The organism is Gardnerella sp. DNF00476 (genome assembly GCF_049262735.1).
In the GTDB taxonomy this organism is placed as follows: domain Bacteria; phylum Actinomycetota; class Actinomycetes; order Actinomycetales; family Bifidobacteriaceae; genus Bifidobacterium; species Bifidobacterium vaginale.
Window position 1 is genome coordinate 1262014 of record NZ_CP058401.1, and the last position, 26549, is coordinate 1288562.

22 protein-coding genes and 1 tRNA gene are annotated in these 26549 nt (G+C 41.4%); 14 read left to right on the top strand and 9 right to left on the bottom strand.

Annotated features, from left to right (window positions below; translation table 11 throughout):
* Positions 1 to 6: 6 nt before the first annotated feature.
* Both hrpA and HXT25_RS04970 read right to left on the bottom strand, forming a co-directional pair.
* Entirely contained in the window at positions 7 to 4074 is a 4068-nt protein-coding gene (gene hrpA / locus HXT25_RS04965) for an ATP-dependent RNA helicase HrpA (RefSeq protein ID WP_009994825.1), read from the bottom strand.
* A 28-nt stretch (positions 4075 to 4102) separates the two neighbouring features.
* Positions 4103 to 4804 (bottom strand): class I SAM-dependent methyltransferase, encoded by a 702-nt coding sequence (locus tag HXT25_RS04970; protein ID WP_004116812.1) that lies wholly within the window; start codon positions 4802 to 4804, stop codon positions 4103 to 4105.
* Between the two features lie 169 nt (positions 4805 to 4973).
* Here HXT25_RS04970 and hflX point away from each other — a divergent pair, with 169 nt between their 5' ends.
* From hflX to HXT25_RS05000, 6 genes are all read left to right on the top strand, one after another.
* Positions 4974 to 6443, top strand: coding sequence for a GTPase HflX (gene hflX, locus HXT25_RS04975; protein WP_013399502.1), 1470 nt, complete (start codon positions 4974 to 4976; stop codon positions 6441 to 6443).
* 128 nt (positions 6444 to 6571) lie between these two features.
* A complete protein-coding gene (locus HXT25_RS04980) occupies positions 6572 to 7534 on the top strand; it encodes an L-lactate dehydrogenase (RefSeq protein ID WP_004112440.1) in 963 nt (320 codons plus the stop codon).
* A 158-nt stretch (positions 7535 to 7692) separates the two neighbouring features.
* Positions 7693 to 9039 carry a SufS family cysteine desulfurase gene (locus HXT25_RS04985; RefSeq protein WP_020759888.1) on the top strand — a complete coding sequence of 449 codons (1347 nt, stop codon included), beginning with the start codon at positions 7693 to 7695 and terminating at the stop codon, positions 9037 to 9039.
* A 66-nt stretch (positions 9040 to 9105) separates the two neighbouring features.
* Positions 9106 to 9753 (top strand): Fe-S cluster assembly sulfur transfer protein SufU, encoded by a 648-nt coding sequence (gene sufU / locus HXT25_RS04990; protein WP_020759889.1) that lies wholly within the window; start codon positions 9106 to 9108, stop codon positions 9751 to 9753.
* Positions 9754 to 9806: 53 nt separating this feature from the next.
* Positions 9807 to 10247, top strand: a complete 441-nt coding sequence (locus HXT25_RS04995) for a metal-sulfur cluster assembly factor (RefSeq protein ID WP_004137942.1) — start codon at positions 9807 to 9809, stop codon at positions 10245 to 10247.
* 13 nt (positions 10248 to 10260) lie between these two features.
* Positions 10261 to 10923, top strand: a complete 663-nt coding sequence (locus HXT25_RS05000) for an HAD family hydrolase (RefSeq protein WP_014554701.1) — start codon at positions 10261 to 10263, stop codon at positions 10921 to 10923.
* A gap of 25 nt (positions 10924 to 10948) precedes the next feature.
* Here the strand turns inward: HXT25_RS05000 and HXT25_RS05005 are convergent, their stop codons facing one another.
* From HXT25_RS05005 to HXT25_RS05015, 3 genes are all read right to left on the bottom strand, one after another.
* Positions 10949 to 11608, bottom strand: coding sequence for a DUF4125 family protein (locus tag HXT25_RS05005; protein ID WP_422118741.1), 660 nt, complete (start codon positions 11606 to 11608; stop codon positions 10949 to 10951).
* The gene (locus HXT25_RS05010; RefSeq protein ID WP_004115594.1) at positions 11608 to 13665 is read right to left on the bottom strand and encodes a DUF4037 domain-containing protein; all 2058 of its coding nucleotides are present in this window, start codon (positions 13663 to 13665) and stop codon (positions 11608 to 11610) included. Before HXT25_RS05010 ends, HXT25_RS05005 begins: the two co-directional genes overlap by 1 nt.
* 113 nt (positions 13666 to 13778) lie before the next feature.
* Positions 13779 to 13852: transfer RNA gene (locus HXT25_RS05015), tRNA-Pro, on the bottom strand.
* 448 nt (positions 13853 to 14300) lie between these two features.
* On the opposite strand from HXT25_RS05015, the gene lysS reads away from it, so the two are divergent.
* Together lysS and HXT25_RS05025 are read left to right on the top strand one after the other, a co-directional pair.
* Positions 14301 to 15974, top strand: a complete 1674-nt coding sequence (lysS, locus tag HXT25_RS05020) for a lysine--tRNA ligase (RefSeq protein WP_004115592.1) — start codon at positions 14301 to 14303, stop codon at positions 15972 to 15974.
* 128 nt (positions 15975 to 16102) lie between these two features.
* On the top strand, positions 16103 to 16843 hold the full coding sequence (locus tag HXT25_RS05025) for a phosphoglyceromutase (RefSeq protein WP_004112459.1): 741 nt from the start codon (positions 16103 to 16105) through the stop codon (positions 16841 to 16843).
* 145 nt (positions 16844 to 16988) lie between these two features.
* Here the strand turns inward: HXT25_RS05025 and phoU are convergent, their stop codons facing one another.
* A complete protein-coding gene (gene phoU / locus HXT25_RS05030) occupies positions 16989 to 17669 on the bottom strand; it encodes a phosphate signaling complex protein PhoU (RefSeq protein ID WP_029600550.1) in 681 nt (226 codons plus the stop codon).
* Between the two features lie 167 nt (positions 17670 to 17836).
* On the opposite strand from phoU, the gene HXT25_RS05035 reads away from it, so the two are divergent.
* Positions 17837 to 19264 carry a sensor histidine kinase gene (locus tag HXT25_RS05035; protein WP_422118742.1) on the top strand — a complete coding sequence of 476 codons (1428 nt, stop codon included), beginning with the start codon at positions 17837 to 17839 and terminating at the stop codon, positions 19262 to 19264.
* Positions 19265 to 19287: 23 nt separating this feature from the next.
* On the opposite strand, the gene HXT25_RS05040 is transcribed toward HXT25_RS05035, so the two are convergent.
* Positions 19288 to 19542, bottom strand: coding sequence for a DUF2530 domain-containing protein (locus HXT25_RS05040; RefSeq protein WP_422118743.1), 255 nt, complete (start codon positions 19540 to 19542; stop codon positions 19288 to 19290).
* A gap of 198 nt (positions 19543 to 19740) precedes the next feature.
* Here HXT25_RS05040 and HXT25_RS05045 point away from each other — a divergent pair, with 198 nt between their 5' ends.
* The 3 genes from HXT25_RS05045 to HXT25_RS05055 all read left to right on the top strand — a co-directional run bounded on the left by HXT25_RS05045 (position 19741) and on the right by HXT25_RS05055 (position 22918).
* Positions 19741 to 20745, top strand: a complete 1005-nt coding sequence (locus tag HXT25_RS05045) for a CHAP domain-containing protein (protein ID WP_422118744.1) — start codon at positions 19741 to 19743, stop codon at positions 20743 to 20745.
* A 161-nt stretch (positions 20746 to 20906) separates the two neighbouring features.
* On the top strand, positions 20907 to 21662 hold the full coding sequence (locus HXT25_RS05050) for a C40 family peptidase (RefSeq protein WP_032834307.1): 756 nt from the start codon (positions 20907 to 20909) through the stop codon (positions 21660 to 21662).
* A gap of 212 nt (positions 21663 to 21874) precedes the next feature.
* Positions 21875 to 22918 carry a universal stress protein gene (locus HXT25_RS05055; protein WP_004115580.1) on the top strand — a complete coding sequence of 348 codons (1044 nt, stop codon included), beginning with the start codon at positions 21875 to 21877 and terminating at the stop codon, positions 22916 to 22918.
* Between the two features lie 133 nt (positions 22919 to 23051).
* On the opposite strand, the gene HXT25_RS05060 is transcribed toward HXT25_RS05055, so the two are convergent.
* Positions 23052 to 24290, bottom strand: coding sequence for a glycosyltransferase (locus HXT25_RS05060; protein WP_174191040.1), 1239 nt, complete (start codon positions 24288 to 24290; stop codon positions 23052 to 23054).
* A 91-nt stretch (positions 24291 to 24381) separates the two neighbouring features.
* Positions 24382 to 24801 carry an OsmC family protein gene (locus HXT25_RS05065; protein WP_004116790.1) on the bottom strand — a complete coding sequence of 140 codons (420 nt, stop codon included), beginning with the start codon at positions 24799 to 24801 and terminating at the stop codon, positions 24382 to 24384.
* A gap of 194 nt (positions 24802 to 24995) precedes the next feature.
* Here HXT25_RS05065 and HXT25_RS05070 point away from each other — a divergent pair, with 194 nt between their 5' ends.
* Complete coding sequence (locus tag HXT25_RS05070; RefSeq protein ID WP_102720633.1) at positions 24996 to 25868, top strand: thymidylate synthase; 873 nt, start codon at positions 24996 to 24998, stop codon at positions 25866 to 25868.
* A gap of 48 nt (positions 25869 to 25916) precedes the next feature.
* Positions 25917 to 26540 carry a dihydrofolate reductase gene (locus tag HXT25_RS05075; protein ID WP_422118745.1) on the top strand — a complete coding sequence of 208 codons (624 nt, stop codon included), beginning with the start codon at positions 25917 to 25919 and terminating at the stop codon, positions 26538 to 26540.
* Positions 26541 to 26549: the final 9 nt, after the last annotated feature.

Below are 26549 nucleotides of genomic sequence, written 5' to 3' on the forward strand. Positions count from 1 at the left end.
TTTACGCTAACATAGTTTTTTCATACGCTGAATACTAATCGGGTATGCTGTTCCAAGTTCTTGTGCCCAAAGAGAAACATAGAATTCTTCGCACATCCACTTTAGTTTTTGAGCTTTTTCTTGAGCCTCATCTCTATTAGGTCCAGCAGGCAAGCTTTCTGCTCTATTTTGAGCTTCTAGCACAAGCTTATGAGCTTCATCTGCTTGCCAAGCCCATCGTACATCTCTATCCTTATTTGTTTTAGCTTTATCAAGTCTAATTAAATCAGCATGCAAGTAGCGTTCTATTGAACTAAGTGCGCTAGAATCTGCTTTTGCAATAAATCCAGGAAAAACAAGTGAGGCTGCGTGTTCTCTAATCGATTGAAGAACGCTAAGCATCGGCAAGTCGGCTTTGCCGCCAACAGCAGTGCTAACTTTAGCAAAACGCTTCAAAATAGCAATCACATCGTGCGCAATACCATAAACTGTATCTTCGTATACTTCGGCAATATTTCCAACAGCTTCCTTAAGCTCAACATCGTTAGTAATTTTTTGTGTATCTGGTATAAGTCGCTTAATAGCTGCCATTTGCAAATCTTGGGCCAAATCTTTAGAAGACTTATAAGGTGCAGAAGCAAGTATCAGAGCCTCACTTCCGAGCCATCTAGATGTAATACGTTTATCATCTAAAATAAGCATATTGAGCGCGCCCTGCCAAACCATTTGAGATCTAGAAAGATTAGTTGCACCAGACTTGTGTAACAAATCTGCTCTCTCAACAACATTTCCAGCTTGTGCAGCTTTAATCGCTTTGCTATTAACAACATTTAATGCACACTCTTGAGCTGATTTTGCAAAGCGATGCTGAAGACTTATCAGCGATTTATCTGTTCCTAAAACAGTAGGCTTAATGCGCTTTTTGCTTTGATTATGGGAATTGTTTGATTTATTTTGATTAGCTTTCTTTTGCTCAACGCTAAAAGTTATGCGCAAATAAGGAGATAGCCGTTGCAACTGTTCATCGCTTAAAACTTCTGGGTGGATTTGTGCTCCAACAACACTAATCGCAGCTTTAGTAAAGACTTCGCTAAAATCTTGCCAAATAAAATCTTCTTGTGGATTTTCGTTTATTCCTGGAAGATAGTCATAATTGTCATCTATCCACTCACGGATTTTACGAGCAGTATCTGGAGCTGGAACGAATTGTACTCGCAAAGTCTTAGGAAGAGACTTAATCATGCCAATAATAAGCTCGTCTAATAAGCCTGGCACATTCCAAGTAAACTCTTGAGGTTTAAGTCGCAAAAGCGCATGAAGTGGAACGTGCACAGTTACACCATCTAAAGGATCATGCGGATCGTAAATGTAGCTTAAATGCAAGTTGATTTTCTGACCGTCTGTTCCAATCGTATGCCAAGTATCTGGGTAATCTGCCAAATCAGTGTCATTTGCGTATTGCAAGCGCTCAACACAATCTGGGTTAAAATCAAGAAAATGCGGGTCTTGGAGCCTGTAATTTTTCCACCATTTAGCTAAATCTGCAATAGTCGTAGCTTCTTGAGGAAGTTTATTATCGTAAAAAGTAAACAAATCCTCGTCGTTTACAGTTTCGCTTGCCTGTCTAGTGCGATTTGTTTGATTATCGGCATCGTTTAAAATGTTAATATTTGAGGAGATAAAATCGTTGAATGGAAAACGCTGTTGAACGTTTCCTTCGACTAAGCCTTGACGAATCATTAACATTCGAGATTCGTAAGGGTTGATTTTAGACCATTGAACAGTGCGATTTTGCACAATAGGCAAGCCGTACAAAAGCACCTTCGATTGGGCGATTGCTGCACCTTTGCTTGCGCTCCAATGAGCATCTGAATATGTTACGCGAGTAAGATTCTTAGCTAAAGACTCTGCCCAAGCAGGGTCGATTTGCGCGCAATACCTTGCCCAAAGTCTAGAAGTTTCAACTAATTCCGTACACATAATCCAAGAAGGAGTTGTTTTAGAAACAGATGAAGCTGGAAAGATTGCAAACCTTGTGCTTCTAGCACCCTGATAATCGTTTTTTGCCATTTTTTGAGCGCGCTTAATAGCGCGAATTTTGGCTGTTCCGCGAAGACCTGCAAAATCCGAAGCCTTAGGCTCGCGAATAACTTGCATGCCAATCATAGAAAGCAAGCCAGAAAGCATAGAAGCGTGGATTCCTTGGTAATCCCAAGTGCAGCAAAGACTGTGAGCAGCTTGCTGATTATTTGGTAATTGGCGGATTTGCAAAGGTGCGCGTTTAAGTGGTAATGCTTCGCCAACATTATAATGAAGTTCTTTGCATAAATCTTTAAGCTGATTAACTAAATCTTTCCACTGTTTTAGGCGTAAAAAGTGGAAAAATTCCTCTTTGCAAAGTCGCCTTAGCGCGTTATTGCTTATTTCGCCATCCGCTTGGAATATGCGATCCCAAATATTCAATGCCGTTAAAAAGTCACTTAACTCGTCTGCATAACGATTGTGTAATCTATCTGCTTCATCGCGTTTATCTTCCGGACGTTCGCGCGGATCTTGCAAACTCAAAAACGCCACAATTACCAGCACAGCAGCAAGAGTATTAGGAGTGGTTTTACGCGCAGCTTCAATAATCATGCGTCCTAAACGAATGTCAATCGGTAGTTTAGAAAGCTCGCGTCCAATATGAGTTAAAGTGATGAAGCCTGATTTTCTGCTTATTGCACCAAGTTCACTAAGCTCGTTAAAGCCGTCGCTTACAGCCTTAATATCTGGAGGATCAATGAATCCAAAATTCGTTATATCTTCGCCAGTTTTAGCAACACCAACAGAGAGCATGTGTAAAACAACAGCGCCGAGTGAAGTGCGTAAAATCTCGGGGTCGGTAAAGCGCGGGCGAGTTTCGTAATCTTCCCTAGAATACAAGCGAATAGCAATGCCATCTGCAATTCGCCCACAACGACCAGAGCGCTGATCTGCACTTGCTTGAGAAATAGGTTCTATAGGAAGACGCTGAACTTTAGCAGACTTAGAATATCTAGAAATTCTAGCAAAACCAGGGTCTACAACGTAGCGAATCGAAGGCACTGTAAGAGAAGTTTCTGCAACATTAGTGGCGATTACAATGCGCTGATGTGTGTGGTGTTCAAAAACGCGATGCTGGTCTTTAGAAGAAAGACGTGCAAAAAGTGGAACAATCTCAATGGCGTCACTACGATTCATGTCGCTTGCACGCGCACCGAAATAAGAACGCAACGATGCTTCAAATTCTCGAATATCGCGCTCGCCAGAAGCAAAAACCATAATATCGCGCGCGCCTTGAGTGTGGTTTGAATGAATCACAAGTTGCGCGCATGCGCGAGTTACAGCAGAAGCAATGTCTTCGTCGCAAATATCGCCGCTTTCCGAAAGACTTTGGCTTTGCGCAACGCTTTCATCATCCATAGCAATATCGGCAAAACCTGGAACGTGCCTCATAAGTGAAGGCGCGCTTCCAAGCGGCTCGTAAAGTACGCGCACGGGGTATGTTCGCCCCGAAACCTCTATAACAGGCACCTTAATGTGCAGCGCTTGCTCAAAATGGTCTTTAAATTTTGCAGAATCTATTGTTGCAGAAGTGATAATAAGTTTTAAGTCTTTGCGCTTTGGCAAAAGAGTTGTTAAATATCCAAGCAAAAAATCAATATTTAGGCTACGCTCGTGAGCTTCATCAATGATAATAGTGTCATAGCGCGTAAGAAGTGGATCGCGTTGAATTTGAGCGAGTAGAATACCATCCGTAACTATCCGAAGCTTTGTTTTAGATGAACTTTCGTCGTTAAAACGCACCTGATAGCCGATTTCTTCGCCAAGCTTAACACCCATTTCGCTTGCGATTCGTTCGGCAACTGTGCGCGCAGCAAGTCGTCGAGGTTGTGTGTGAACAATTTGCTTTCCGCGACCACCTCTGCCAAGTTCCAAAGCCATTTTTGGGATTTGAGTGGTTTTGCCAGAACCAGTTTGACCAGATACGATTATAACCTGCGACTCTTTAATGGCTTCAATAATCTGGTCGTGTGCAGCACAAATCGGCAGTTCACTAGGATAGTCAAAGTTCATATTCAATCCTGTTAAATTTTGCTAAATCTTATTTTCTTAAGACTTCTATAATCCTGTATCCCTTAGAGCTTGCGTATTTTTCAACGCTAAAATCTTCCCCAAGAGTTTTAGAAAGCCAAGTGATTAAGGAATCGGAGCCAAGATTTTTTTGAACAACTAAATAAGCAGCTCCACCAACTTTTAGGCGAGGAAGCCAGGTGATCAAAATATTGTGCAAAACGTCTTTTCCAACGCGGATTGGAGGATTAGACCAAATAAGATCAATGTCTTTTAGCGCATCTTCTTTTAATGCATCTTCTACAAGATAAGTGTGAATGTTGTTTAATCCAGCATTCTTGGCATTAATATCAGTAAGATCTAGAGCACGTTCATTAACATCTACAGCATAAATTTGCGCATTAGGGGATTCAAAACCTAAAGCCAAACTAATAGCACCCCAGCCGCAACCGATGTCGAAAAATCGCCCATTTTCTGGAGGCTGTGGAGCGTGTTTAAGTAGAACTGCAGTGCCTAAATCAAGCTTAGAAGAGCTAAAAACTCCATTAGAAACCTGCACGCTAACCTCGTGACCGCGCAAATCAACATGCAAAGTTCGTCTTAAGTCTAAAGAGTTTGGGTTAGCGGAAAAATACTGTTCGCCGCCAGTTTTAGCTTCTTTAGTATTTTTGTTTGTTTTAGTAGCATTAATGCTGCTCGTCTTTTTAGTTTTATTAAAAGTGTTAATAGCCATTTTAGTGTTGCGTTAAAAATTATGTCTCCTAGATTCACAATAATAAAACAAACGTTGTAAATCGTGTATTAACAGGGGATTTAGCGTTAGTAGTTAAAGCAAAATAGCAAAGGGCATAGTTTTGGTAGATACTTTAGCAAACAGCAATTTGGCGAGTGGTGATAATAATATGCCTGAGCATAAAAATGAGCATAAAGACGTTCTTTCAGGACATTCCGAAGTACTACTAGATTCCACAAACACTGGATCAAGCCTAGAAAGTAACGATGAAGCTTGGCAAGAGCGAGAATCAAGAAACGCCTTAAAACGAGTTGCGGGTCTTGGAGAATTACAAGACGTAACCGAAGTAGAATACAGAAAACTAAGACTAGAGCGCGTTGTTTTAGTAGGCGTATGGTCTAGCGCTCGCGGAACTTTAAGCCAAGCAGAAGAGTCTCTTAGAGAGTTGGCGGCGCTTGCTAAAACAGCTGGTGCAGTAGTATGCGACGGCATGTTGCAGCAAAGATACAGACCAGATGCAGCAACGTATGTTGGTTCTGGAAAAGCGCGTGAACTTGCAGCGGTTGTGGCGCAAAATGATGCGGATACGATTGTGGTAGACGACGATCTTCCACCAAGCCAAAGAAGAGCTTTGGAAGATGCCACTAAAGTCAAGGTTGTAGACAGAACGGCTGTTATTCTAGACATTTTCGCTCAGCATGCAACAAGTAGGGAAGGAAAGGCACAAGTCGAGCTTGCTCAGCTTCAATACATGCTTCCGCGACTTAGAGGTTGGGGTGCTGCTCTTTCTAGGCAGGCTGGTGGTCGCGCTGCAGGAGATGCAGGAATAGGCTCTAGAGGTCCTGGAGAAACAAAAATCGAAATGGATAGGCGCGCAATTAGGAATCGAATTTCAAAATTGCGTCACGACATTGCACTAATGGCACCAACTCGCGAGACAAAGCGCGGATCTAGGCGTCGTCAAGATATTCCAACTGTTGCAGTAGTGGGGTATACAAATGCTGGAAAATCTTCGATTATAAACAGACTTACAGGATCTAAAGAACTTGTAGAAAATGCGCTTTTTGCAACTTTGGATACTGCTGTTCGAAAATCTTTAACTAAAGATGGTCGCGCGTACACGCTTGTAGACACGGTTGGTTTTGTGCGAAGGCTGCCTACTCAGCTAGTAGAAGCGTTTAAATCAACTTTGGAAGAAGTTGGTAATGCAGATGTAATTTTGCACGTAGTTGACGGTTCTCACCCAGACCCTGTTTCTCAAATTGAGGCAGTTAACGAGGTTTTAGCTCAAATTGACGGTGTAGAAGATATAGCGCAAATTATTGCGTTTAATAAGTCGGATGTTATGCAAGAACCAATGCGTTTACGCTTGCAATCGTTGTATCCTGATTCTTTAATTGTGTCTGCTGCAAGTGGAACAAATATTGACCGTTTAAGAACGCGTATAGAAAATTTGTTACCTTCACCACATGTTCATGTTAAAGTTACATTGCCTTATAGCGATTATTCTGGGTCTTTGCTATCTAGAGTTAGGGAAAACGGTATTGTAAAATCCGCGGAATATAAGGATTCTGGTGTAGAATTAGATGCTTTTGTTGGCGATTCTTTGGCTGCAAAACTTATGCAAATTGCACTTTAAACAAAATTCCGGTGGTGTGATTAAAGTAAAAACTGTTTATACACATATAGCTCTTAATGTGAGAGCAGCCCTTGTATTTTTCTATTTATATAAGGGTCGACTCGGTTTGTGGAAAAGGGGTTTTTCTAATGGTGAGTTCTCAGGTTAAGCCAACTAAGCTTGCGATTATTGGTGCTGGTGCAGTAGGTTCCACGCTTGCGTTTGCTGCAGCTCAGCGCGGTGTTGCTCGTGAAATTGTGCTTGAGGATATCGCTAAGGAACGTGTTGAAGCGGAAGTGCTCGATATGCAGCATGGTTCTAGCTTCTATCCAGCTGTTTCTATTGATGGCTCAGATGACGTTGAAATCTGCCGTGACGCAGACATGGTTGTTATTACTGCTGGTGCTCGTCAAAAGCCTGGTCAGACTCGCTTGGAGCTTGCAGGTGCAACCATCAACATTATGAAGTCGATTATTCCTAATGTTGTGAAGGTCGCTCCAAACGCTATCTACATGCTTATTACAAATCCTGTGGATGTTGTTACGCATGTTTCTATGAAGCTTTCTGGTCTTCCTGCTAATCAAATGTTTGGATCTGGTACAAACCTTGATTCTGCACGTTTGCGCTTCCTTATTGCGCAGCAAACTGGTGTGAATGTTAAGAATGTTCACGCTTATATTGCTGGCGAGCATGGCGATTCCGAAGTTCCTCTTTGGGCTTCTGCAACTATTGGTGGTGTTCCAATGTGCGAGTGGAATGCTCTTCCAGGTCATGAGCCATTGGATGAAGCTAAGCGCGAAGAGATTCATCAAGAAGTTAAGAACGCAGCTTACAAGATTATTAACGGTAAGGGCGCTACAAACTACGCTATCGCTATGTCTGGTGTTGATATTGTTGAAGCCGTTCTTCGCGATACTAACCGCATTTTGCCAGTATCTTCTCTTCTTGACGATTTCCATGGAATCTCAGACGTCTGCATGTCCGTTCCAACTTTGTTGAACCGTAATGGCGTAAACTCTCGCTTGAACACTCCAGTTTCGGATCGCGAGCTTGCTGCTTTGAAGCGTTCTGCGGAAACTCTTCGTCAGGCTGCTGCAGAGTTTGGATTCTAATTGATATTAGCTGTTCATAAAACGCTAATTATTAAAATTTAAATTTTGAAAGTCGTTCCTTCAATCTTTGTTTTGGGGGAGCGACTTTTAAATTATGAACAAGATTTATAAAATTTGATTGTATAGGTTGTATAAATTTGCTTAAAAGGGGATTTTGAATGTTTAATCATAAAAATCTTGAGACAGATACTGTGTTAATGCACAAGTTTGAAGATTTGAGATCTCAATTTCCAATTTTAGGTCGCAAAGTACATTCAAAACCCTTGATTTACTTAGATTCTGCAGCTACTGCTCAAAAGCCGCAGGTTGTAATCGATGCAGAGAGCGAATTTTATAAGACTATTAATGCTGGCGTGCATAGGGGGGCGTACGAGTTGGCGGCGCTTTCGACAGTTGCCTTTGAAGAAGCACGTGCAAAAGTTGCAAAACTCGTTGGTGCTTGTAGTGAAGAAGGAAACGAAGAGATTATTGTTACGCCTGGTGCTACGGGCGCTCTAAATCTTCTTGCCACTTCTATTGGAAACGCTACGATTAACGCTAGATTAAATCGCACTGGTTTTGCGGAAGATAACTTAACTTTGCGCCAACATTTTGTGATTAATGAGGGAGATAATATTGTTGTTTCTCGCTCAGACCATCATTCTGTTTTGTTGCCGTTCCAAGAGCTTGCGATTCGATTGGGTGCAGAGCTTCGCTGGATCGATGTAAGTGAAGATGGTCGAGTGCGGGCGGACGCGGATTATTTGAGCACGATTGTTGACGAGCGCACGAAAATCGTTGCAGTTACGCATATTAGCAATGTTACTGGCGCTATTACGGACGTTTCGCCGATTTGTAAGCGTGCGCATGAGGTTGGTGCAATTTTTGTTCTTGACGCATGCCAGTCTGTTCCGCATATTCCAGTTGATTTTCATGCGCTAGATGTTGATTTTGCAGCTTTTAGCGCGCATAAAATGTACGGCCCTACGGGCGTTGGGTTCTTGTATGGACGCCGCAATCTTTTGAACAGTCTTCCACCAGCCAATTTTGGTGGATCTATGGTGGAGCTTGCGTGGCTTAACAAGCCAGCGCAATATATGCAAGCGCCTTACCGTTTTGAGGCGGGAACTCAGCCAGTTGCACAAATGGTTGCTGCAGGAGTAGCTGCGGATTGGCTGCGCGCATTGGGCATGAACCGAGTTGCAGAGCACGAGCAGGAACTTGCTGCAGAATTGTTGAAATTGCAGGATGTTCCGGGCGTTCGCGTGCTTGGGCCGCTTGATTTAAACAACCGTATTGCAACGGTTTCTTTTGAGGTTGAAGGCGTGCATCCGCATGACGTTGGCCAGTTTTTGGATGCGCAAGGAATTGCGATTCGCGTTGGACATCATTGTGCTCAGCCGATTCATCGCCATTTTGGCGTGTATGCTTCAAATCGCGCGTCTGTTGGAGTTTATAACACAATCGAAGAAGCTCGCGCGCTTGTGGAAGCTGTTTCCCATGTTCGCGCATACTTTGGTGCATAGTATTGTCAAATAAAATTCAAATAGAATTCAAATAAAATACTGTTTAATAACAAATAAGGAGAGCATATGTTTGATATGAGTGTTGACGACGGTAGTGGCTTAGAAAGCATGTATCAAGAAGTGATTTTAGATGCTGCTAGAAATCCGCACGGAAAAACACATTTTTCAAACACAGAAAGTCTTTCTAAAGCAGAAGAGCAGGAAGAGAAAGTTGAGGAGGCTTCGGATAAGTCGCCAGCAACCGATGAGTTAAAAAACAATTCTAATATAACAATTACAAATCATCATGAAAATTGTGCTGTAGAAGCTAATAAAAATTACGCATTAGGAAAATCTCATCAATTTAACCCAACTTGTGGAGATGAGGTTACGATGCATGTGGAACTCGCTAAAAACGTTGACAATTCAAGCAATGCGCTTGTTAAAAGTATTAAGTGGGATGGCCATGGTTGCTCAATTTCGCAAGCTAGTCTTTCGATTATGGTTGATTTGGTTGAGGGAAAAACTGTTGCGGATGCCTTGCGATTAGCCGCGCTTTTCCACAAACTTATGGAATCTAGGGGAGCGGGATTAGAAAACGAGCAAGACGAAGATGAGTTGGAAGATGCAATGGTTTTTCAAGGCGTTTCTAAATATCCAATGCGAATAAAGTGCGCATTGCTTGCATGGGAAGGCTTAAAAGACGGTATTGCAAAGGCTATTGAGGATTTATAAAATCGTATGTGGCTTTATAAAATCGCAGTGTAACACTAAAAATAAGGAATATTATGGCAGAAAATCAAGCTCAATCTCAGATCAACGTAAATAGCATCGGTCGCGTAACTGAGGAAGACATTCAGGATGCTTTGCATGATGTTGTAGACCCAGAGCTTGGAATTGACGTAGTTGATTTAGGATTAGTTTACGGGATTGAGATTGATGAGCTTGGTCGTGCGATTATTACGATGACGCTTACAACGCCTGCTTGCCCGCTTACGGATTTGATTGAAGACGAGTGCGCGAGTGCGCTTGTTGGATTAGTTGATGAATTTCGTATTGATTGGACTTGGAAACCGCGTTGGAGCGTTGAAAATATTACGGAAGATGGGCGCGCGCAGCTTGAGGCGCTTGGCTATAATTTGAACAATTTGCCTGCTAGTTTTGGTGCTGGAATTGGTGTTGGTGCTGGAATGTCGTCCTATGCCGGAGGAATTTCGCCAACTGAATAATTTAGGATTTGTAATGATTTGCACAGAAGATTTTTCGCCTAATCGCAATGATTGCAAGAATAGTTGTGATTATTGCGATTTATGCGCGCAAAAAATTATTGAAAACGGCATAACAGATGTTGTTTTTGACTTGCATCTTCTTGTTGATTGGGATGCGCGTCGCACATTGGAATCGTATTACCCAGATTATATTGGCGAGGTGCTGTTTAGCTATGAGCCAGAATGGGGTTTTGAGTTTCACGAGGCTTTGCGTGAATCAGGATGGAGCATTGAGTGTGCGCTTGAATCGTTTAGTGAGCATCATGGTCCTGCCGTAACTTGGCTTTATCGCTTGTATTTTGAGAATTTTTTACACGGATTTTTAGGGGAGCGAGAGCGTTTTGCGGCTGTTGCTCGCGATTTAATTGCAAAAGATGTGCGCGTTTGGGCGTTTGGAAATGCTTCACAAGAGTGGGTTGATTGCGCGCGCACAACTTGCCCAATACTTGGCGAGATAAATGGCGTTAGCGCATCTTATGAATATCATTTGCGCAAGCCGAATATTATGATTTATCGAGATTTTTTGAGCAAAAATGGTTTGAGCGCATCTTCTACTGTTTTTGTTGAATCGGATTTGCGTAGTTTAAAAACTGCACAAAGAATTGAGTGTGCATCTACAAAATTATTCATGCTGTAATAAAACTATTCACGCTATAGTCGCATCAACATTTGTCGGCTGCTTCGAGTGAATCGTAGCCATACATGCGCACAGTATTTGTAATAATCATTTGCGTTAGATTTAGATTTTTCGCTGTTAAATCTTCTATAAAAGCCTTATATTTAGCAAAAGTTTCGGCGGAATACGTGCTTAATTCTCCTCGTAAATACGTTTCAAAAGATGTATTTTCTTCTGTATCTTCGCTTGTTTTTAGAACGCGCATCGCAAGACCTAAATGAGTGTATCGATCGCGAAAATCATCCGCCCATTTAACTTGCGTTAAAATAATCTGCTCCTGCGCACTTTTTATGGGTTCTAAAATCGGCTTAATATAAGGCTTAATTGTGCGCTCAAAAATTTCTGGCGCAGTAGACTCCATCATTCGTGCATATTTTTCTGTTATCAAATTTCTGCCATTGCTGTCAGCGCGCTCAAGATCTTTCTTATAAGACTCTTGCAAATCCAGAGGCCAAGTTAAAAATTGACTCATGCGCATAATGCGGAAAGTTTGCCAATCTTCCTGGCAATTCGCGCGTCCGCCTTCGTTTTGCGTAAGCTGGAATTGCTGCCATTCTAGTTTTGTAATTTCTTCTGCAAGATTTTGCGTTTTTGGATTTTGCGTTTTTGGATTTTGCGTTTTTGGATTTGATAATGAATCGCACATCATAAGCTCCTTAAGCACGTTGCGCGCGAATTAATATGCGCTTCAACATACGGGCGTTGCCATTCTAAAAACGTTTCATTGCAATCGCTCAAACCTTGATATTTAAGCTCTTGCACTACTTCGTTGCACACGTTTTGAATAATCTCGTTTATTTTAGATTCAGCTTCGCTGCTGCCTTTTGTGCCTTCGCCAAATCCGATTCCACCAAAGCATGCTGCGGAGCTTAGTCGCATAAGCGATTCAAGTTGATTTGCTACGCCAGAAAGCCTAGACGCCATGCGATTGCTTAGCTTGCGAAGTGCTGCAAATTGCCACTTATAATATGGCAAATATCCTGCACTTATTGGGTTATTTAGCAAAAATACGATTGAAGCGGTTGCGCGCACAAACTCGTTTATAGAAAGCCATGCTGCAGCTCCGTCTTTTCGCGCTAGCATTCGTGGAACATTGTATTGACCTGCTTGAGCCATCATGCCAAGCCTTCTAGAGATTAGCGAGATTCGCACATCGTCTGGCATGAGTTTAAAACTTTGACGCGTTTTGCTAAATTCTCCAAGTGGGTCTGCAAAAATTTGGCCGTTCGTAGCTGCAGCAAGTGTTGGCTCGCTTAACGAAAGCCATAAATGCGGCTCGTTTTGACTTGGTGCAGTAGAAAATCCCGTTATGTTTTCAAAAAATTCGCTTATGCTAAATATTCCAACTCGCTTGCTTCCTTCGCATGATTTAGCGCGTGGAGTTTCTTCGCGAGAGCCAAAACCAGCGTATTCTTGCGGAAGAGAATCGTAAGCTGCTTGCAAATCATCGCCAATTTTCGCATAGTCTTCATCTGTAAGCCATAAGCAGAATCCTGGGCCAAAATCGTGATCGCGCGAAATCTCGTCGTCAAATCCGTAGCATTCCGATCCGTGACCTACTAATCCTGCAGCTATGCGGTTTTTATAGTCTTTAAATTGTTCAAGTTCAAGCAGTGGTTTTCCGTAAGTTTGCCAATATGATTTTGCAAGTTGCATGCCGTTTTTGATTTTTGGATTATATTCTGTTTTTACAGTTTTGATTGATTTTATGGTTTTATTTGATTGTATAGTTTTATTTGACTCTGGCTTTGGCTCATCGCTTGCTTGCGACTTTTCCGAATTGCATTGAATTGTATTTGCCGCGCTTTTCGCCGTAAATTTTTCTTCTGCATCCTGTGCTTGCTGCAGATTCTCCAACGTTATAGCGTATGACTCGCTATCTTTTCCGTAACATTGTGCTATTAAATCTAGAGCTTCGCTGTATGCTTTCACAGCGTCGGAATACTCTTTTCGTGCGTATTGAACTTGAGCATATCCAGCTAAAGCAGATGTGTAATGTGGTTGATTTTGGTTATTTCCTGCAATGTACATGCGAATACTAGTTGAAGCGTGTTCAAAAGCAGAGTTAAGGATAGTGGATTTGCTGTTTGTGCTTTCGCTAGGCTGCGAACACTCTTGCAAAATCGCAAGCGCAAGATTTGTGTGAGTTGCTGCTATATCTATGTCTGTTGAAGGATCGATACTCGATTTTTGCAATATTTCAAGCGCAATATTAAGTTCATTAATTGCTTCGCTCGTGTTGCCTGTTTCGCTGTAAAGCATTGAAAGATTGTTGTGCAGAGCTGCGAGCTTTCTATCGTTTGGTTTTAGTGTTTTCGATGATTCTTTAATAGCTTGAGAATATATTTCTGCTGCGCGCTCATAGCTGCCCGCGGCTCGTAGGCTAGTAGCAGCGTTTATAAGCGTGGTTGTGCCAGCTTCGCTGCCTGCTAAATCCATCTTTTTTGACAAATCTAGCGCATTATCAATTATTGGCTTGTTTTTTGCGTGTTCTCCTCTAGACCTATAAAATCCCATCAACTCGTTTAACACAGATAGTTGCAATGCTTGAGCGTTTGCTTCTGCGTGGTTTGTTGCTTCTTGGTTTGCTTTTGCTTGCGATTGGTTGAGCGCATTTAGCAGGTATTTTTCGATTTCTTGCGCGCTTGTGTGGCTTGCAAACATATTGTCTAATTCTTTATAAAATTGCGAAACGCTTAACATTTAAGCCACCTTGCTTCTTGCGATTAAATTCCGTTTTGCTCACTACTCAATCATAGCGAATTATTTGTTTATACGAGTGTTGTAATATGCGCGATTGTGCAAAAAATCAAAAGTCGGGCTGGTGGGATTTGAACCCGCGGCCTCTTCGTCCCGAACGAAGCGCGCTACCAAACTGCGCTACAGCCCGATGTCGATTGTGCGAACTCAATAGAGATTGCACATCGTGAATCCATCTTATGAATACATGACGCAGCTACATGTTGTAATTGCGCATGCAACACTCCGACAACGTGGTTATAATAGCGTGAACTTGCTACAAATTAACAGTGTGTGTCGTTGTCAAATAAATTCTTTTAAAATTTTATTAAAAATTCACTTGTATTCTTTTGCAGCTGCATGGTCTCCGCAATATTTGCAAAATGATGTAACTTTTCGTAAATAATTTTGTATATCTTAATAAAATAATAAAAAGTTTTACTGTAAATGTATTTTTCTTTCGAAAACAGAAAAATATAAATATTTCTATAAAAATGTATATTTGTTGCAAAAATGATTAGCGCAATCGATCTAGTAACACAATAAAATGCATTTGCGACTCGCTTACCTGTATTCCCTAGTAGCTACAATTGGCGTTTATGACTGACACGAATACTGCAATGTCTGCCGCACAAAACGCCGCAGAAAATGACGTAACAGATAACGCCAATGAAATTGACACCGTTGAGCATGCTGAGATGCTGCTCGCTCAAGATGAGGCTATTGCTAAGCGCGTAAATGATGGTGCTACTCTTGACGAAGCAATTGATCCAAGCAATAAAGAGTTTGGTCCGCTTGCGCACCCAGAGCAGGTGCAGATGCGTGTTGCTAAGCGTGCGATGATGCTTAAGGAGGGTGTGCAGCCATACCCAGTGCATCTTAATGTTACGGATACTATCGAAAAGGTTCGTGCTGATTTTGATGGCAAGCTTGAAGCTGGCGAAGAAACTGATACCGAGGTTGGTATTGCAGGTCGCGTGCTTTTCTTGCGTAATGCTGGTGGCTTGTGCTTCGTTAAGCTTGCTGCTGGTGACGGCACTACGATTCAGGCGATGGTTTCCAAGAAGGAAATTGGCGAAGAATCTATTAAGAGCTTCAAGCAGATGGTTGATTTGGGCGACCATTTGTATGTTCGCGGTCGCGTTATTTCTTCTAAAACTGGCGAGCTTTCCGTATTTGCAACTGAGTGGGCAATTGCAGCTAAGGCTTTGCAGCCACTTCCGGCTTTGCATAAGGAATTAAGCGACGATACTCGTACGCGCAAGCCTTATATTGGCATGATTGCGGACGAGAAGATTCGCGATATGGTTCGCAGGCGTTCTCATGCTGTAGCTTCTCTTCGCCGCACTTTCGACAGCCACGACTTCTTGGAAGTTGAAACACCAATGTTGCAAACGGTTCACGGCGGCGCTGCTGCTCGTCCGTTTACAACTCATATGAACGCGTTCGACATTGATCTTTATTTGCGTATTGCGCCAGAGCTTTTCTTGAAGCGCTGCTTGGTTGGTGGCATTGATCGCGTGTTTGAAATCAACCGTGATTTTAGAAACGAAGGCGTAGATGCAACTCACGCTCCAGAGTTTACAATGCTCGAAGCTTACCAAGCTTATGGCACTTACGATACGATTGGAGCTCTTACTAAAGAGCTGATTCAAAAGGCTGCTGTCGACGCTTTTGGCTCCACTAAGGTGACTTTGCTTAACGGCGAAGAGTACGATTTTGGCGGCGAGTGGAAGCAGATTACCATGTACGGCTCGCTTTCTGAGGCTTTGGGTGAGGAGATTACGCCAGAAACTTCTGTTGAGCATTTGGGTGCGATTGCAGACAAGCTTGGCGTTGAGCGCGACGAAGTGGAGAATCACGGCAAGTTGGTTGAGCACTTGTGGGAGCACTTCTATGAGGATAAGCTTTATGAGCCAACGTTTGTGCGCGACTTCCCAGTGGAAACCAGCCCGCTTGTTAAGGGTCACCGTACTAAGCCAGGAATGGTTGAAAAATGGGATTTGTATGTGCGTGGCTTTGAGCTTGCAACCGGCTACTCCGAGCTTAACGATCCTGTTGTGCAGCGCGAGCGCTTTGTGGCTCAAGCTAAGGATGCTTTGGCTGGAGATGTTGAGGCAATGGATATTGACGAGGACTTCATTGAGGCTCTTGGCGTCGGTATGCCTCCTGCTGGCGGCATGGGAATGGGTATTGACCGCTTGCTGATTGCGCTTACGGGCGCAACCATTCGCGAGACGATTACGTTCCCACTCGTAAAGCCTCTTCGCTAACTGATAGATTTAGTAGATTGTAAAGCCGTTGTATGTTGTTTAAACATTCATCGGCTTTTTCTATTAAATTTTTCGTGTTTGCTTACTTTTATGTAAGTAGTCGTACGAAACGAATAGACTAGGTAATTATGACATATAAATTAGTATTGCTCCGACATGGTCAGAGCGCATGGAATAAGACCAATCAGTTCACTGGTTGGGTTGATGTACCGCTGACTGAGCAGGGTGTCGAGGAAGCTAAGCATGGTGGCGAGCTTCTTAAAGAGAAGAATGTTCTTCCAGACATCGTGTTCACTTCTTTGCTTCGTCGTGCTATCAATACCGCGAATTACGCGCTTGATGCAGCCGACCGCTTGTGGATTCCAGTTCGTCGTAGCTGGCGTTTAAACGAGCGTCATTATGGTGCTTTGCAAGGTAAGAACAAGTCTGAGATTCGTCAGGAATATGGCGATGAGAAGTTCATGATTTGGCGTCGTTCTTACGCAACTCCACCTCCTGAGATTGATCCAAACGATGAGTATTCTCAGACGAATGATCCTCGTTACGCAGGTGATCCAGTTCCAGAAACTGAAGCTTTGGCGAACGTTGTGACTCGCGTAACTCCTTACTGGGAGTCCGATATTATTCCAGAGCTTAAGTCTGGCAAGACTGTGATGATTGCAGCTCACGGCAATAGCTTGCGCGCAATTGTTAAGATGCTTGACAACTTGAGTGAGGAAGAGATTTCCAAGGTGAATATTCCAACCGCTATTCCTCTTCTTTACGAGTTGGATGAGAACTTTAAGCCAATTAAGCCTCGCGGCGAGTATTTGGATCCAGAAGCTGCTGCTGCTGGTGCTGCCGCCGTGGCTGCTCAGGGTCAGAAGTGAGTTTGATTAGCTTAAGTTAGCTTAATTATCTTAAATTAACTTAAATAAAAAGTAGGTTTGCAAAATTAATTGCAAACCTACTTTTGTTTTACAAGCTACTTTTTAGATTTCTATTCAAAAATCGTGTTCTATGCCACAACCGTATTTATGCCACAACCGTGTCTTTATCTGGTTCTGGCTTCTTAGTTGGGTCAAATCCCGAAACAATAAATACAACTTGCCTTGCTGCAGCAACTGAATGATCGCCGATTCTCTCCATGAATCTGCTTAGAAGTACTAAGTCAATCAATTGTTTTCTAGTGCCGTTCCAATCTTCGCCTTCTACAAGCGCAAAAATGTGTTCGTGTAACTTATCCATTACATCGTCGCCGTGAATAATTGCATCTGCTACATTAACGTCTCTATTTGAAAGCATGTCTGTTAATTGACCTGCAAGAACATGCAAAAAGTCAACCATTTTTTCAACAGTTTCTTTTGCTTGACTTGGTATTGCGCAATCAGGCCAATTTCTTCTTGCGATTTGCGCAACGTGACTTGTTAAATCTCCCATGCGCTCAAAAGTCGCAGCCAAACGCATGGTTGCTACTACTTCTCGCAAATCTGTTGCTACAGGATTTTGTCTAGCTAGCAATGTTAAGCATTGATCTATAACGCTATTTTCTAGTGAATCTAGTTGAGTGTCATTGTCTATAACTGCTTGTGCAGATTCTAAATCAGCATTTAATAAAGCATTTCCAGCATCGTTCATGGCTTTTGCAACAAGCTCTGCCATGCGTTCAATGTTTAATGCAACTGCCTTCATCTCTTCGTTGAAAATCACTCGCATGGTGCGTCCTTTCTTGCGTTCAATCGCGCTCAATTGCGTTTGGAGCATATTCGCGTTTGTTTAGATTGCCCTAATCAAGTATAGACTACTGTGCGCACGTGCGTTAAATGTATTAGTCGCTGTATTAGTCGTTTAAATGTGAGCGCGTTAGAGTATTCTTTAAGAGTATGCTTCAAGATTCGCCATATTCGCCTTTAATGGTGTTTGTTGTTTTTGCTTTGATTGCGCTTTGTGTTGCAATCGTAATTGTTATGTTTGTTGTTGATTCGCTTTTTCCAATATTTCGTAGTGTTTTTAGACCGTTTTTTAGTTCTGTTGTAAATCCTATAGCAGGTGGTTTGCGTAGGATTTTTCGTAGTAGCTTTAAGAAGATCTTAAAAATTTTAGGTAAACGTAGTTTTAGTGATGATGAAGATGATGAAGATTCAGTTGATAGTAATTCAGATGATATAAGTTCAGATGCGTGTGCGATTTTATCCATGCTGTCTGCTGCGACTATTGTTATCGATGCTGATAATGATGTTTTACGAGCTAGTTCTGATAGTTATACGCTTGGTGTTGTTGTTGATGATTCTATTGTTCAACCGCGAGTTTTGGATTCTGTAAATCGTGTGCGCGCGTCTGGCGGTTTTGAGAGTTTTGATTTGATTACTTTTACTCCTGAACGGTATATAACTATTGGTGAAGATTCTGATTTTAATAGTAATTTTTCTGGTGACAGTGCTGTGTTATTAAAATCAGCTACGGTTGCTGGCGACTTTTCCTCGAATAAAACTGATAAATCGTCTGATGCTTCTACAGTTTCTAGACCTAATTGGCTTAATGTTACTGTTGGAAGTGTTGGAGCAGGCAAGGTTGTTGTTATTTTAAATGATACGAGTGCTGCGCATCGTTTTGAGCAGACTAGAGATGATTTTATAAGTAATGTTTCTCAACAACTTATTAGCTCTACTCGAATGATTTCTAGTTTTATAGAACTTTTGCAGGATAATAATGTTACTCTTAATCGTGTTAAGGAAGTGTCTTTAAAAGCTCAGAGGTCTTCTAAACGCTTGGAACATATGTTGGAAGATCTTCTGCTTCTTATGAGTGCTCAGAAGCCTATAGATGTGTCTAAGGCGAGTGCTGTGAACGTCTTGAGTGTGTTAAAAGATGTTCAGAATCAGGTTTCATATCTTGCTTTGAGCCGAAATGTGCGTCTTTGCGTTAAGTCTGATTCTTCGCTTAGTGTTTTAGGCAGTTTTTCACAAATCAGCGCTGCCGTGCGTAAACTTGTTGAGAATGCTATTATCTATTCTTCAGCAAATAGCAGTGTGGCGATTTCAGCGTTAAAGTCTGATGACTCTCAGTTTGCAGTGATTCGTGTTGTTGATTGTGGCTCTGGTATTGCGTTGCGTGATCAGCCTCGTATTTTCGAGCGTTTTTATCGTTCGGATAACCAGAATGACGGCAGTCAGGATGGTGTTGGTTTGGGTCTTGCTATTGCTAAGCACGTGGCTCTTACTCATCACGGTAGCATTACATTGTGGAGTAGACCAGGGCAGGGTACTACGGTTAATTTTGCGATTCCGCTTTCAAGATCGGATGCAAAATAGTTCGCTTAATCGTATTAAGCGTTTTACTTTCCTAGTCTTCTATAATCCCAACGGTCAAAGTGTTCCCAGATTAAAAGCAAAATACCTATTACGAATCCGCTAAGGCAAACTATAGCAAAAAACCATAGTAGAAAGTGTAAGATTGCGAGCACAACAGTGATTATTGATGCTATAAGCCATAGAACTGTTCCAACCATAAATGCTTTGCACAGGTCTACGCGCAATGGCTTTGGTGTCTCTTTGCGTGCATCTGGGTTAATAATCGGTGCTAGCTTCATATGATTAACCATACATCTAGTGATGTCTAATATCAATTTTTGGTTATATTTTTTGATGATATACGTTTATGATATACGTTTAAATTTTACTATTTTCTTTTTCGACACTATTTTTATCACATCCGCACCACGTTGTAGTCTTGAGCTTTGTAGGTGCCGTTTTGACGTGATACTTTAACAATTCGGGAGTGGTTTTTTATGAGACATGGTGCACATGGTGCTAAGAAAGCAAAGGGGCGTTTTGTTTCGCCTTTTATGCTTTTTTCGTCTTCTCATATTTCCAGTGCTACTTCTGAGCGTTCTGCCGAAGCGGTTTGTGCGAATAATGGTGCAGTTGTGGGTTTGAGCGAATCTGTGGCTCAGAGTTTGCAAATGTCTTCTGCTCCTCGTACTCGTCGTGAGATTCGTTTAGCTCGCGAATCTAGAGAACGTAAGAATTGTATTATTGTTTCTACGTCTTTAGTAGCTATAGTTGGTGCCGCATTGACGTCTATGGCTTTGAGTAAGACTGATGGTTTGGGTTCTTTTGCTTCAAAGCAATATGCTTCTGAGATTAATTTTTCCAATGATTCTAATGATCAAGCTGCTTCTCGTTCTAGTCAGCGTGAAAAGTTAGATCGTGCTGATAAATATTTGAAGTTCAGCAGTGCTGTTGCTGGTCTCGAAGCTGATTTAAACGCTTTCTCTACTAGATCGTCTCATGAGTCTAAGTGGGATTTAGGTTCTAATTCAGATTTTAAAGTTTCTGAAATGTCTAAGTCTTCTGCGAATAATCCGCAGGTTGCTATTTTAATGGATTCAGACGTTAATTCTTTGCCTGCTGGATTTAATCCAAATCATAGTTCTGGTGATTCTGGGAATGCGTATGAGTTTAGCCAGTGCACTTGGTGGGTTTATATTCGTAGGCATCAGCTTGGTCTTCCTGTTGGTTCCAATATGGGAGACGGCTGGATGTGGGCTTTGACTGCTCGAAAACTTGGATATTGGGTAGATCGTACGCCTCGTCACGTTGGCGATATTATTGTGTTTGGTCGCGGTCAGGCTGGCGTTAATCGTACTTATGGTCATGTTGCTGTTGTTGAAAAAATTAATCCTGATGGTTCTATTGAAACATCTGAGTCTAGTGCGGAGCTTCATGGTAGGACCTTCTCTAGGGTTGTAAATCCGAATGAAACTTCGGCTTTTGAATTTATCCATTACTAGATTATTTGGAATTTTAATATTTTGACATTTTAATATTGATATCTGTTACTACGTTTTGCGGTTTTCTAGTCTATTCTGGCTGTTATGCGTGTAGGTGTGCATTGTTGTGCTGTAAATAGTGCGTGCAAATTTTGTTTGTGGTCTTAGTTTGTAGTATTAACATGCTAACATCGCTAATGATGATTAAGCGAGATAAGATTTTTTCTTCTGTATTTGCAGGTTTTGTATCTGCAGCGCTGGTTGCTGCTATGATTCCGCTTGCTTGTGCTTCCGCTTCTGCTGAAGAATCAGCAGTTACATCTACACGTTCTTTCCCTAAGATTACTGATGTTAAGCGTGATTTGTTTACAGAATCCACTTCTACCGATGTTGATGCTAATTCTCATTGGGGCAGTATTGAGTCTTTGGATGTTCCGCAGACTAAGAGTGCTGCTGAACTTGCACTTGAACAGGCTCGCCAGCAACAACAGGCACAGAATAATTCTGCTGATGGCTTCGACGCTACTGCAAGTCGTTCTGGAGCGCGTAATGGCGTTGGACCTATGACGTACTTTGTTGCTCCTCCAGATAATCAGTCTGTTTCGGCGATGCTTAATTTTGCGGCTCAGTTTTTAGGTAAAGTGCCTTATCGTTCTGGTGGTACAAGTCCTGCTGGCTGGGATTGCTCTGGTTTTGTGCAGTACGTTTTTGCCAATATGGGTATTTCTTTACCTAGAACTTCTGGAGCTCAGGCCACTGTAGGTACGGCTGTTCCGAGTTTAGCTCAGGCCCAGCCTGGTGACATAATTGCCAATGGTGCTCATGCATCTATTTATGTTGGTAATGGAATGGTTATTAATTCTCAGTACGCTGGAACTCAGTATGATCCTATTAGATACGTTTTTTCGGGATCTTATTCTATTCGTAGAATCTTCTGACAATTTGATTTTGAGTGGTATTCATGATTTTATGGATACAACTTTTAGTTTTTGTTAGTAGTTTTGATACGTTTTTAGGTTATTTTTAATTAATTTTGCCATTAATACTTAGGTTTGTTGTGTCGCGATAGACGCGACTACCTTAAACGCGCTATTCTAGTATTTAAAGTATTTAAGAAAATAAAAAATCGCGCGATGCTAGGAGGATCTAGATGGCACAAGGTGTTATTACACAAGAAAAAGCTGTTCTTGTAGGTGTTGATGGTTCTCATGCGAGCTATAAGGCTGTATGGTGGGCATCTAATTATGCTAAGCATGCTGGATTACAGCTTCAAATAGTTTGTGCATATTCTTTACCTAGTTATGCAGCTGTATCTTTTGATGCGACTTATACTGCGATTGGTGATGATAATGTTGCTCATCAAGACGCTCAGGAAATTCTTTCTAAAGCAAAAGCTGTAGCTTTAGAACAGGGTGTGGATGCAACAACGTTAATCGTTACTGGCGATCCTTCTTCTGTGTTTGTAGAGCTTTCTAGGAACTATCAGCTTATTGTTATTGGTAACCGAGGTAAAGGTGGATTGGCTGAGCGTTTGCTTGGCACGACAAGTTCTTCGCTTCCAGCCTACGCTTATTGCCCAATTGTTGTTGTTCCATATACAGATGATGATGGTCAACGAATCCACTTGAATAATAAGATTTCTAAGATTGCTGTTGGCTCCGACGAGTCTAAGTGGGGATTAAAAGCTCTTGAGATTGCTGCAGATTTGGCTGATAGTTGGAACGCACAATTAGATGTGATTTCTGCTGTTCCTAGCGTTCAGGGTGCAGAAGGTGACACTGCTGTTATGGGATCTTATATGGAAGATCTTGATGAGAGAGTAAAGCCTATTTTGCAGCGTTTGCCAAATCTAAAGATTCATCGTTCTGTAGTTCCAGGTTCTGCTGTAAACGCTTTGACTCAAGCGAGCTTAAACAATGATTTGGTTGTTGTGGGTTCACGAGGACGTGGTGGTTTTACAGGATTGCTTCTTGGTTCTATTAGCCAAGGTTTGTTGCAGCATTCTTCTAGACCGGTGTATGTGGTTCCACGTAAGTATGTGGAGTTAAGCGCTGCTCAAGTAGCACAGCAGTCTAAGGTAAGTAATGATACTAGTGCTATTGATTCTATAAGTGGCGTTCATACAGTTGATGTTCCAAAAGCTGGTGTGGAAGCTGCTAAAGAAATCGAGCAAACTATTGATCCGCTTCACTAGTAGTTTGTAGTAGAGAAGTAGCTTGTAGTAGAAAATAGCGTCCAAAGCACTAAAACAGTGTTTTGGACGCTATTTTGTTGCAAAGCTAGCCCAGGCATGTACTATGTGCTTTTTATTTGTTTAAGTTTGATTTTTACTTGTTTTTAAGTAAAAATCGTGCGCGTCTTTTTTCGCGAGCAGCGCGTTTTTTAGCAAGTTCGTTATTGTTCATTTCAATAGCAAGTTTATAAATTTTAATTAGCTCTTGAGCTTGCTTTTTAAAGTCATTGTTCTTTGAGTATTCGAGAACATTTGCTTTTAGTTGTGCTTGCTCTTCTTCACTCATGTTAAGAACGTGACTAAACACTTGCTTAAAGTCTTCTTTAGAATCCCACTGATAACCATTTTTGCCACTAATAATCTGATTCTCATTAGGGATATCGTGCTTTACGAGAGCAAATAATCCAGATGCCATGGCTTCAAGCATAGAAAGTGAATGCATTTCCGATAGGGAAGCGGTAGTGTAGTAGTCCATAGCGTGCAAATACTTAGGGATCTGCGTGTGTTCAATAGGGCCAAGTAGGTAGATTCTATCTTCAAATCCTTTGCTAGCTACTTTCTTACGCAAGTCTTCTAAATCAGGTCCTCCGCCAATAACAACGAGTCTAGCTAATTCGCGTGGAAAATCGCAATACATAAAGTTGTCAATAAGCTCAGAGATATTCTTTTCTGCTCCGATTCTTCCAACAAAAACGAAGAGTTTCGTGGAATCAGCAATACCGTATTTTTTACGGAATTCTTTTCTAAAAGCAATTCGCTCTGGTGTAGGCAAGAACTTTTTATATTCAACTGCATTGCTAAGAACAACAACTTTTTTATCGACTTTTTGACGATCAATATAAGCTTGAGCCTTAGAGGACATACTAGTAATAATTGTTGCATTTTTAGAAAATCGCGTAAAATATTTTGCTGAAATATTCCTAGAAAACTCTGTAAAATGCTTTAGACCAATATAAAACAGGAACTTATCGTATTCTGTATGAAGAGTATAAATAACAGGAACATGTTCTTTTTTAGCAACTTCTAGACCTATTTCACCAATACCAAACTCATTTTGTATATGAATAACATCTGGTTTAAAGTTGATAGGAAATTTTTTGCGCATGTTTCCAATCGGAATTGCAACTCTATACTTGTATAGCTTTTTAAGGAGTATTCCTGGAACGTATACAACTCCGTCTACAAGCTTAGTTTTTCGCTGTTTTTCGGATCCAACCGTAACAACAAGAACCTCGTGTCCAAGTTCCTCGTACATTTTTTTAAGCATGTATGATTGCGTTGCTACGCCATTTATGTATGGTGGATATGTTTCTGTAAAAATCGCGATTTTCAAAGTTTCCTCCAGTTACATAAATAGCTCTAACAACGTTAAAAGTGTAGCATTGTGTAAGTTATTGCGCCACAAATTGTGATTTTTAGCGTTTTTAGTGTCTTACATTTACTGTTACACGCACTTGCGCACCGCGTTCAAGAGTGTGCTTAACTGTGCAACCCTTGTTGATATGTCTTTCCATGCGTTCTTTTAGTTCTTTTGCATTTTCATCGTTTAAAGCAGGTTTTGCGCTTGTAGCATCAACTGTTACATCCTCTTGGAATCTTAAGTAAGTTCCTTCTTCTGGATCATAAGTTCCATTTACAAGAACTCGAGCGCCTTTTCCTTCTCCGAGCGCATGTTCAACAGCGTATTGGCTGCTTAAAGCTGTGCAACCAGCTAGAGCTATTTGCATTAGTTCCACAGGTGAAAATTGTCCTTCTCCTTTACCAAATTTTAGTGTTGCACCATCATCACTTTGTGCTTGCCAAGACCCGTCTTCTAAACGTTCAACCCATATTCTTCTAGTCATTTTTGCTCCTTTGCATTTTTATACATTAACACATTGTGATTATGTTTGTGCTTATGTCTATTTGTTTTTAACTTTTATTTTTTAAGACAAACCTATTATAACTAGCATGCTTTGATTTCAGTTTGATTCTTGTTCTTATATTTCTTATATTTACTTTTGGTGGTGTTGAATTTAGCTAATGATAAAATAATCTCATGGCTTTAACTCAAGAAGAACTTGCGGATATCCGCTCTCGCGTACCACAGAAACCTACTTCCGATATTCCTACACCTTATGAGGATTTGGTTAGAAAAATACTTATGGAAGGTACTTTAAAATCGGATCGCACTGGTACTGGAACAATATCTCTTTTTGGTCAACAAATTCGATTTGACTTAAGCAAGAGTTTTCCGCTTATAACCACAAAAACAGTGTTCTTTAAGGGACTTGCATATGAGCTTCTTTGGTTCCTTAAAGGTTCTAGTAATGTGCGCTGGTTGCAAGAAAACGGTGTGCATATTTGGGATGAGTGGGCAGATGAAAATGGCGATTTAGGTCCTGTTTACGGCGTTCAGTGGCGTAGTTGGCCAGCGCCTACGCAAGAAAATCCTAATCGAACAATCGACCAGATTGCAAACGTTATGGAGCTTATTAAAAATCATCCAGATTCTCGTCGAATGATTGTCAGTGCTTGGAATCCTGCAGAAGTAGAGAATATGGCTTTGCCGCCTTGTCACTCGCTTTTCCAGTTCTATGTTGCTGACGGCAAGCTTTCTTGCCAGCTTTACCAGCGTTCTTGCGATATGTTCCTTGGCGTGCCATTCAACATTGCTTCTTACTCGCTTTTAACAATGATGATGGCTCAGCAAGCAAGATTGGAACCAGGAGAGTTCGTGTGGACAGGTGGCGATTGCCATATTTACGATAATCACGTAGAGCAAGTGCTTGAGCAGCTTTCGCGTGAGCCGTACCCGTATCCGCAGCTTGAGATTCGTAAAGCTGATTCAATTTTTAGCTACGACTATAGTGATTTTAAGGTTGTTGATTATAAGCATCATCCTACGATTAAAGCTCCTGTAGCTGTGTGATCTTATTTATTAGTTGCTTATTAGTTTGAGTTTTTGACTAGGAGTTTTATGGCAAACGATATTCCTGTGCGTTTAATTTGGGGGCAAGCATACGATTTGGAAGGCCGCGTAGGCGCAATGGGTGTAAATGGTGGTATGCCATGGAGACTTTCCACAGATTTGCGCTATTTTAAAGCCATGACAATTTCTTGCCCAGTAATAATGGGTAGGGGAACTTGGGATTCTATGCCAGAAAAGTTCCGTCCTCTTCCTGGGCGAGAAAATATCGTTGTTTCTAGGAATCCAGATTTTAATTCAGATGGTGCAAAAAGTTTTACAAGCATTGAAGAAGCAATATGTTACGCAAAAAAATGGATTGAAGATAATCCTATTGAGCATGTAGATTCTTCAGATTTGCCTAAAGATGGTAGCGCAGTTTGGATTATTGGTGGCGGAGCAATTTTTAGAGAAGTGATTGAGTCGCAAATTGTTGACGCTGCCTATGTAACTCAAATTGACACTAGAGTAGAAGCTGATACGTTTGCTCCTAACATTCAGAAACTTGTAGATGATGGATTGTGGAAAGTTGCACGTGATGGTGATTGGCAGGAATCGACTATAAAAGTTGGCGCAAATCAATTCAATACAAAATACAAGTTTATGGTATATAAGCCAATTAAAGCTAAAAAATAAGCTAGATTA

Excerpts from the sequence above, each read along its gene's own strand:
- HXT25_RS05055 (WP_004115580.1), top strand. The coding sequence starts at position 21,875 with ATGGCACAAGGTGTTATTACACAAGAAAAAGCTGTTCTTGTAGGTGTT.
- HXT25_RS04980 (WP_004112440.1), top strand. The coding sequence starts at position 6,572 with ATGGTGAGTTCTCAGGTTAAGCCAACTAAGCTTGCGATTATTGGTGCT.
- phoU (WP_029600550.1), bottom strand. The coding sequence starts at position 17,669 with ATGCGAGTGATTTTCAACGAAGAGATGAAGGCAGTTGCATTAAACATT.
- HXT25_RS05045 (WP_422118744.1), top strand. The coding sequence starts at position 19,741 with ATGAGACATGGTGCACATGGTGCTAAGAAAGCAAAGGGGCGTTTTGTT.
- hrpA (WP_009994825.1), bottom strand. The coding sequence starts at position 4,074 with ATGAACTTTGACTATCCTAGTGAACTGCCGATTTGTGCTGCACACGAC.
- HXT25_RS04985 (WP_020759888.1), top strand. The coding sequence starts at position 7,693 with ATGTTTAATCATAAAAATCTTGAGACAGATACTGTGTTAATGCACAAG.
- HXT25_RS05070 (WP_102720633.1), top strand. The coding sequence starts at position 24,996 with ATGGCTTTAACTCAAGAAGAACTTGCGGATATCCGCTCTCGCGTACCA.
- HXT25_RS04995 (WP_004137942.1), top strand. The coding sequence starts at position 9,807 with ATGGCAGAAAATCAAGCTCAATCTCAGATCAACGTAAATAGCATCGGT.
- HXT25_RS05025 (WP_004112459.1), top strand. The coding sequence starts at position 16,103 with ATGACATATAAATTAGTATTGCTCCGACATGGTCAGAGCGCATGGAAT.
- HXT25_RS05005 (WP_422118741.1), bottom strand. The coding sequence starts at position 11,608 with ATGTGCGATTCATTATCAAATCCAAAAACGCAAAATCCAAAAACGCAA.
- sufU (WP_020759889.1), top strand. The coding sequence starts at position 9,106 with ATGTTTGATATGAGTGTTGACGACGGTAGTGGCTTAGAAAGCATGTAT.
- hflX (WP_013399502.1), top strand. The coding sequence starts at position 4,974 with ATGCCTGAGCATAAAAATGAGCATAAAGACGTTCTTTCAGGACATTCC.
- HXT25_RS05075 (WP_422118745.1), top strand. The coding sequence starts at position 25,917 with ATGGCAAACGATATTCCTGTGCGTTTAATTTGGGGGCAAGCATACGAT.
- HXT25_RS04970 (WP_004116812.1), bottom strand. The coding sequence starts at position 4,804 with ATGGCTATTAACACTTTTAATAAAACTAAAAAGACGAGCAGCATTAAT.
- HXT25_RS05010 (WP_004115594.1), bottom strand. The coding sequence starts at position 13,665 with ATGTTAAGCGTTTCGCAATTTTATAAAGAATTAGACAATATGTTTGCA.
- HXT25_RS05040 (WP_422118743.1), bottom strand. The coding sequence starts at position 19,542 with ATGAAGCTAGCACCGATTATTAACCCAGATGCACGCAAAGAGACACCA.
- HXT25_RS05050 (WP_032834307.1), top strand. The coding sequence starts at position 20,907 with ATGCTAACATCGCTAATGATGATTAAGCGAGATAAGATTTTTTCTTCT.
- HXT25_RS05035 (WP_422118742.1), top strand. The coding sequence starts at position 17,837 with ATGCTTCAAGATTCGCCATATTCGCCTTTAATGGTGTTTGTTGTTTTT.
- HXT25_RS05000 (WP_014554701.1), top strand. The coding sequence starts at position 10,261 with ATGATTTGCACAGAAGATTTTTCGCCTAATCGCAATGATTGCAAGAAT.
- lysS (WP_004115592.1), top strand. The coding sequence starts at position 14,301 with ATGACTGACACGAATACTGCAATGTCTGCCGCACAAAACGCCGCAGAA.
- HXT25_RS05065 (WP_004116790.1), bottom strand. The coding sequence starts at position 24,801 with ATGACTAGAAGAATATGGGTTGAACGTTTAGAAGACGGGTCTTGGCAA.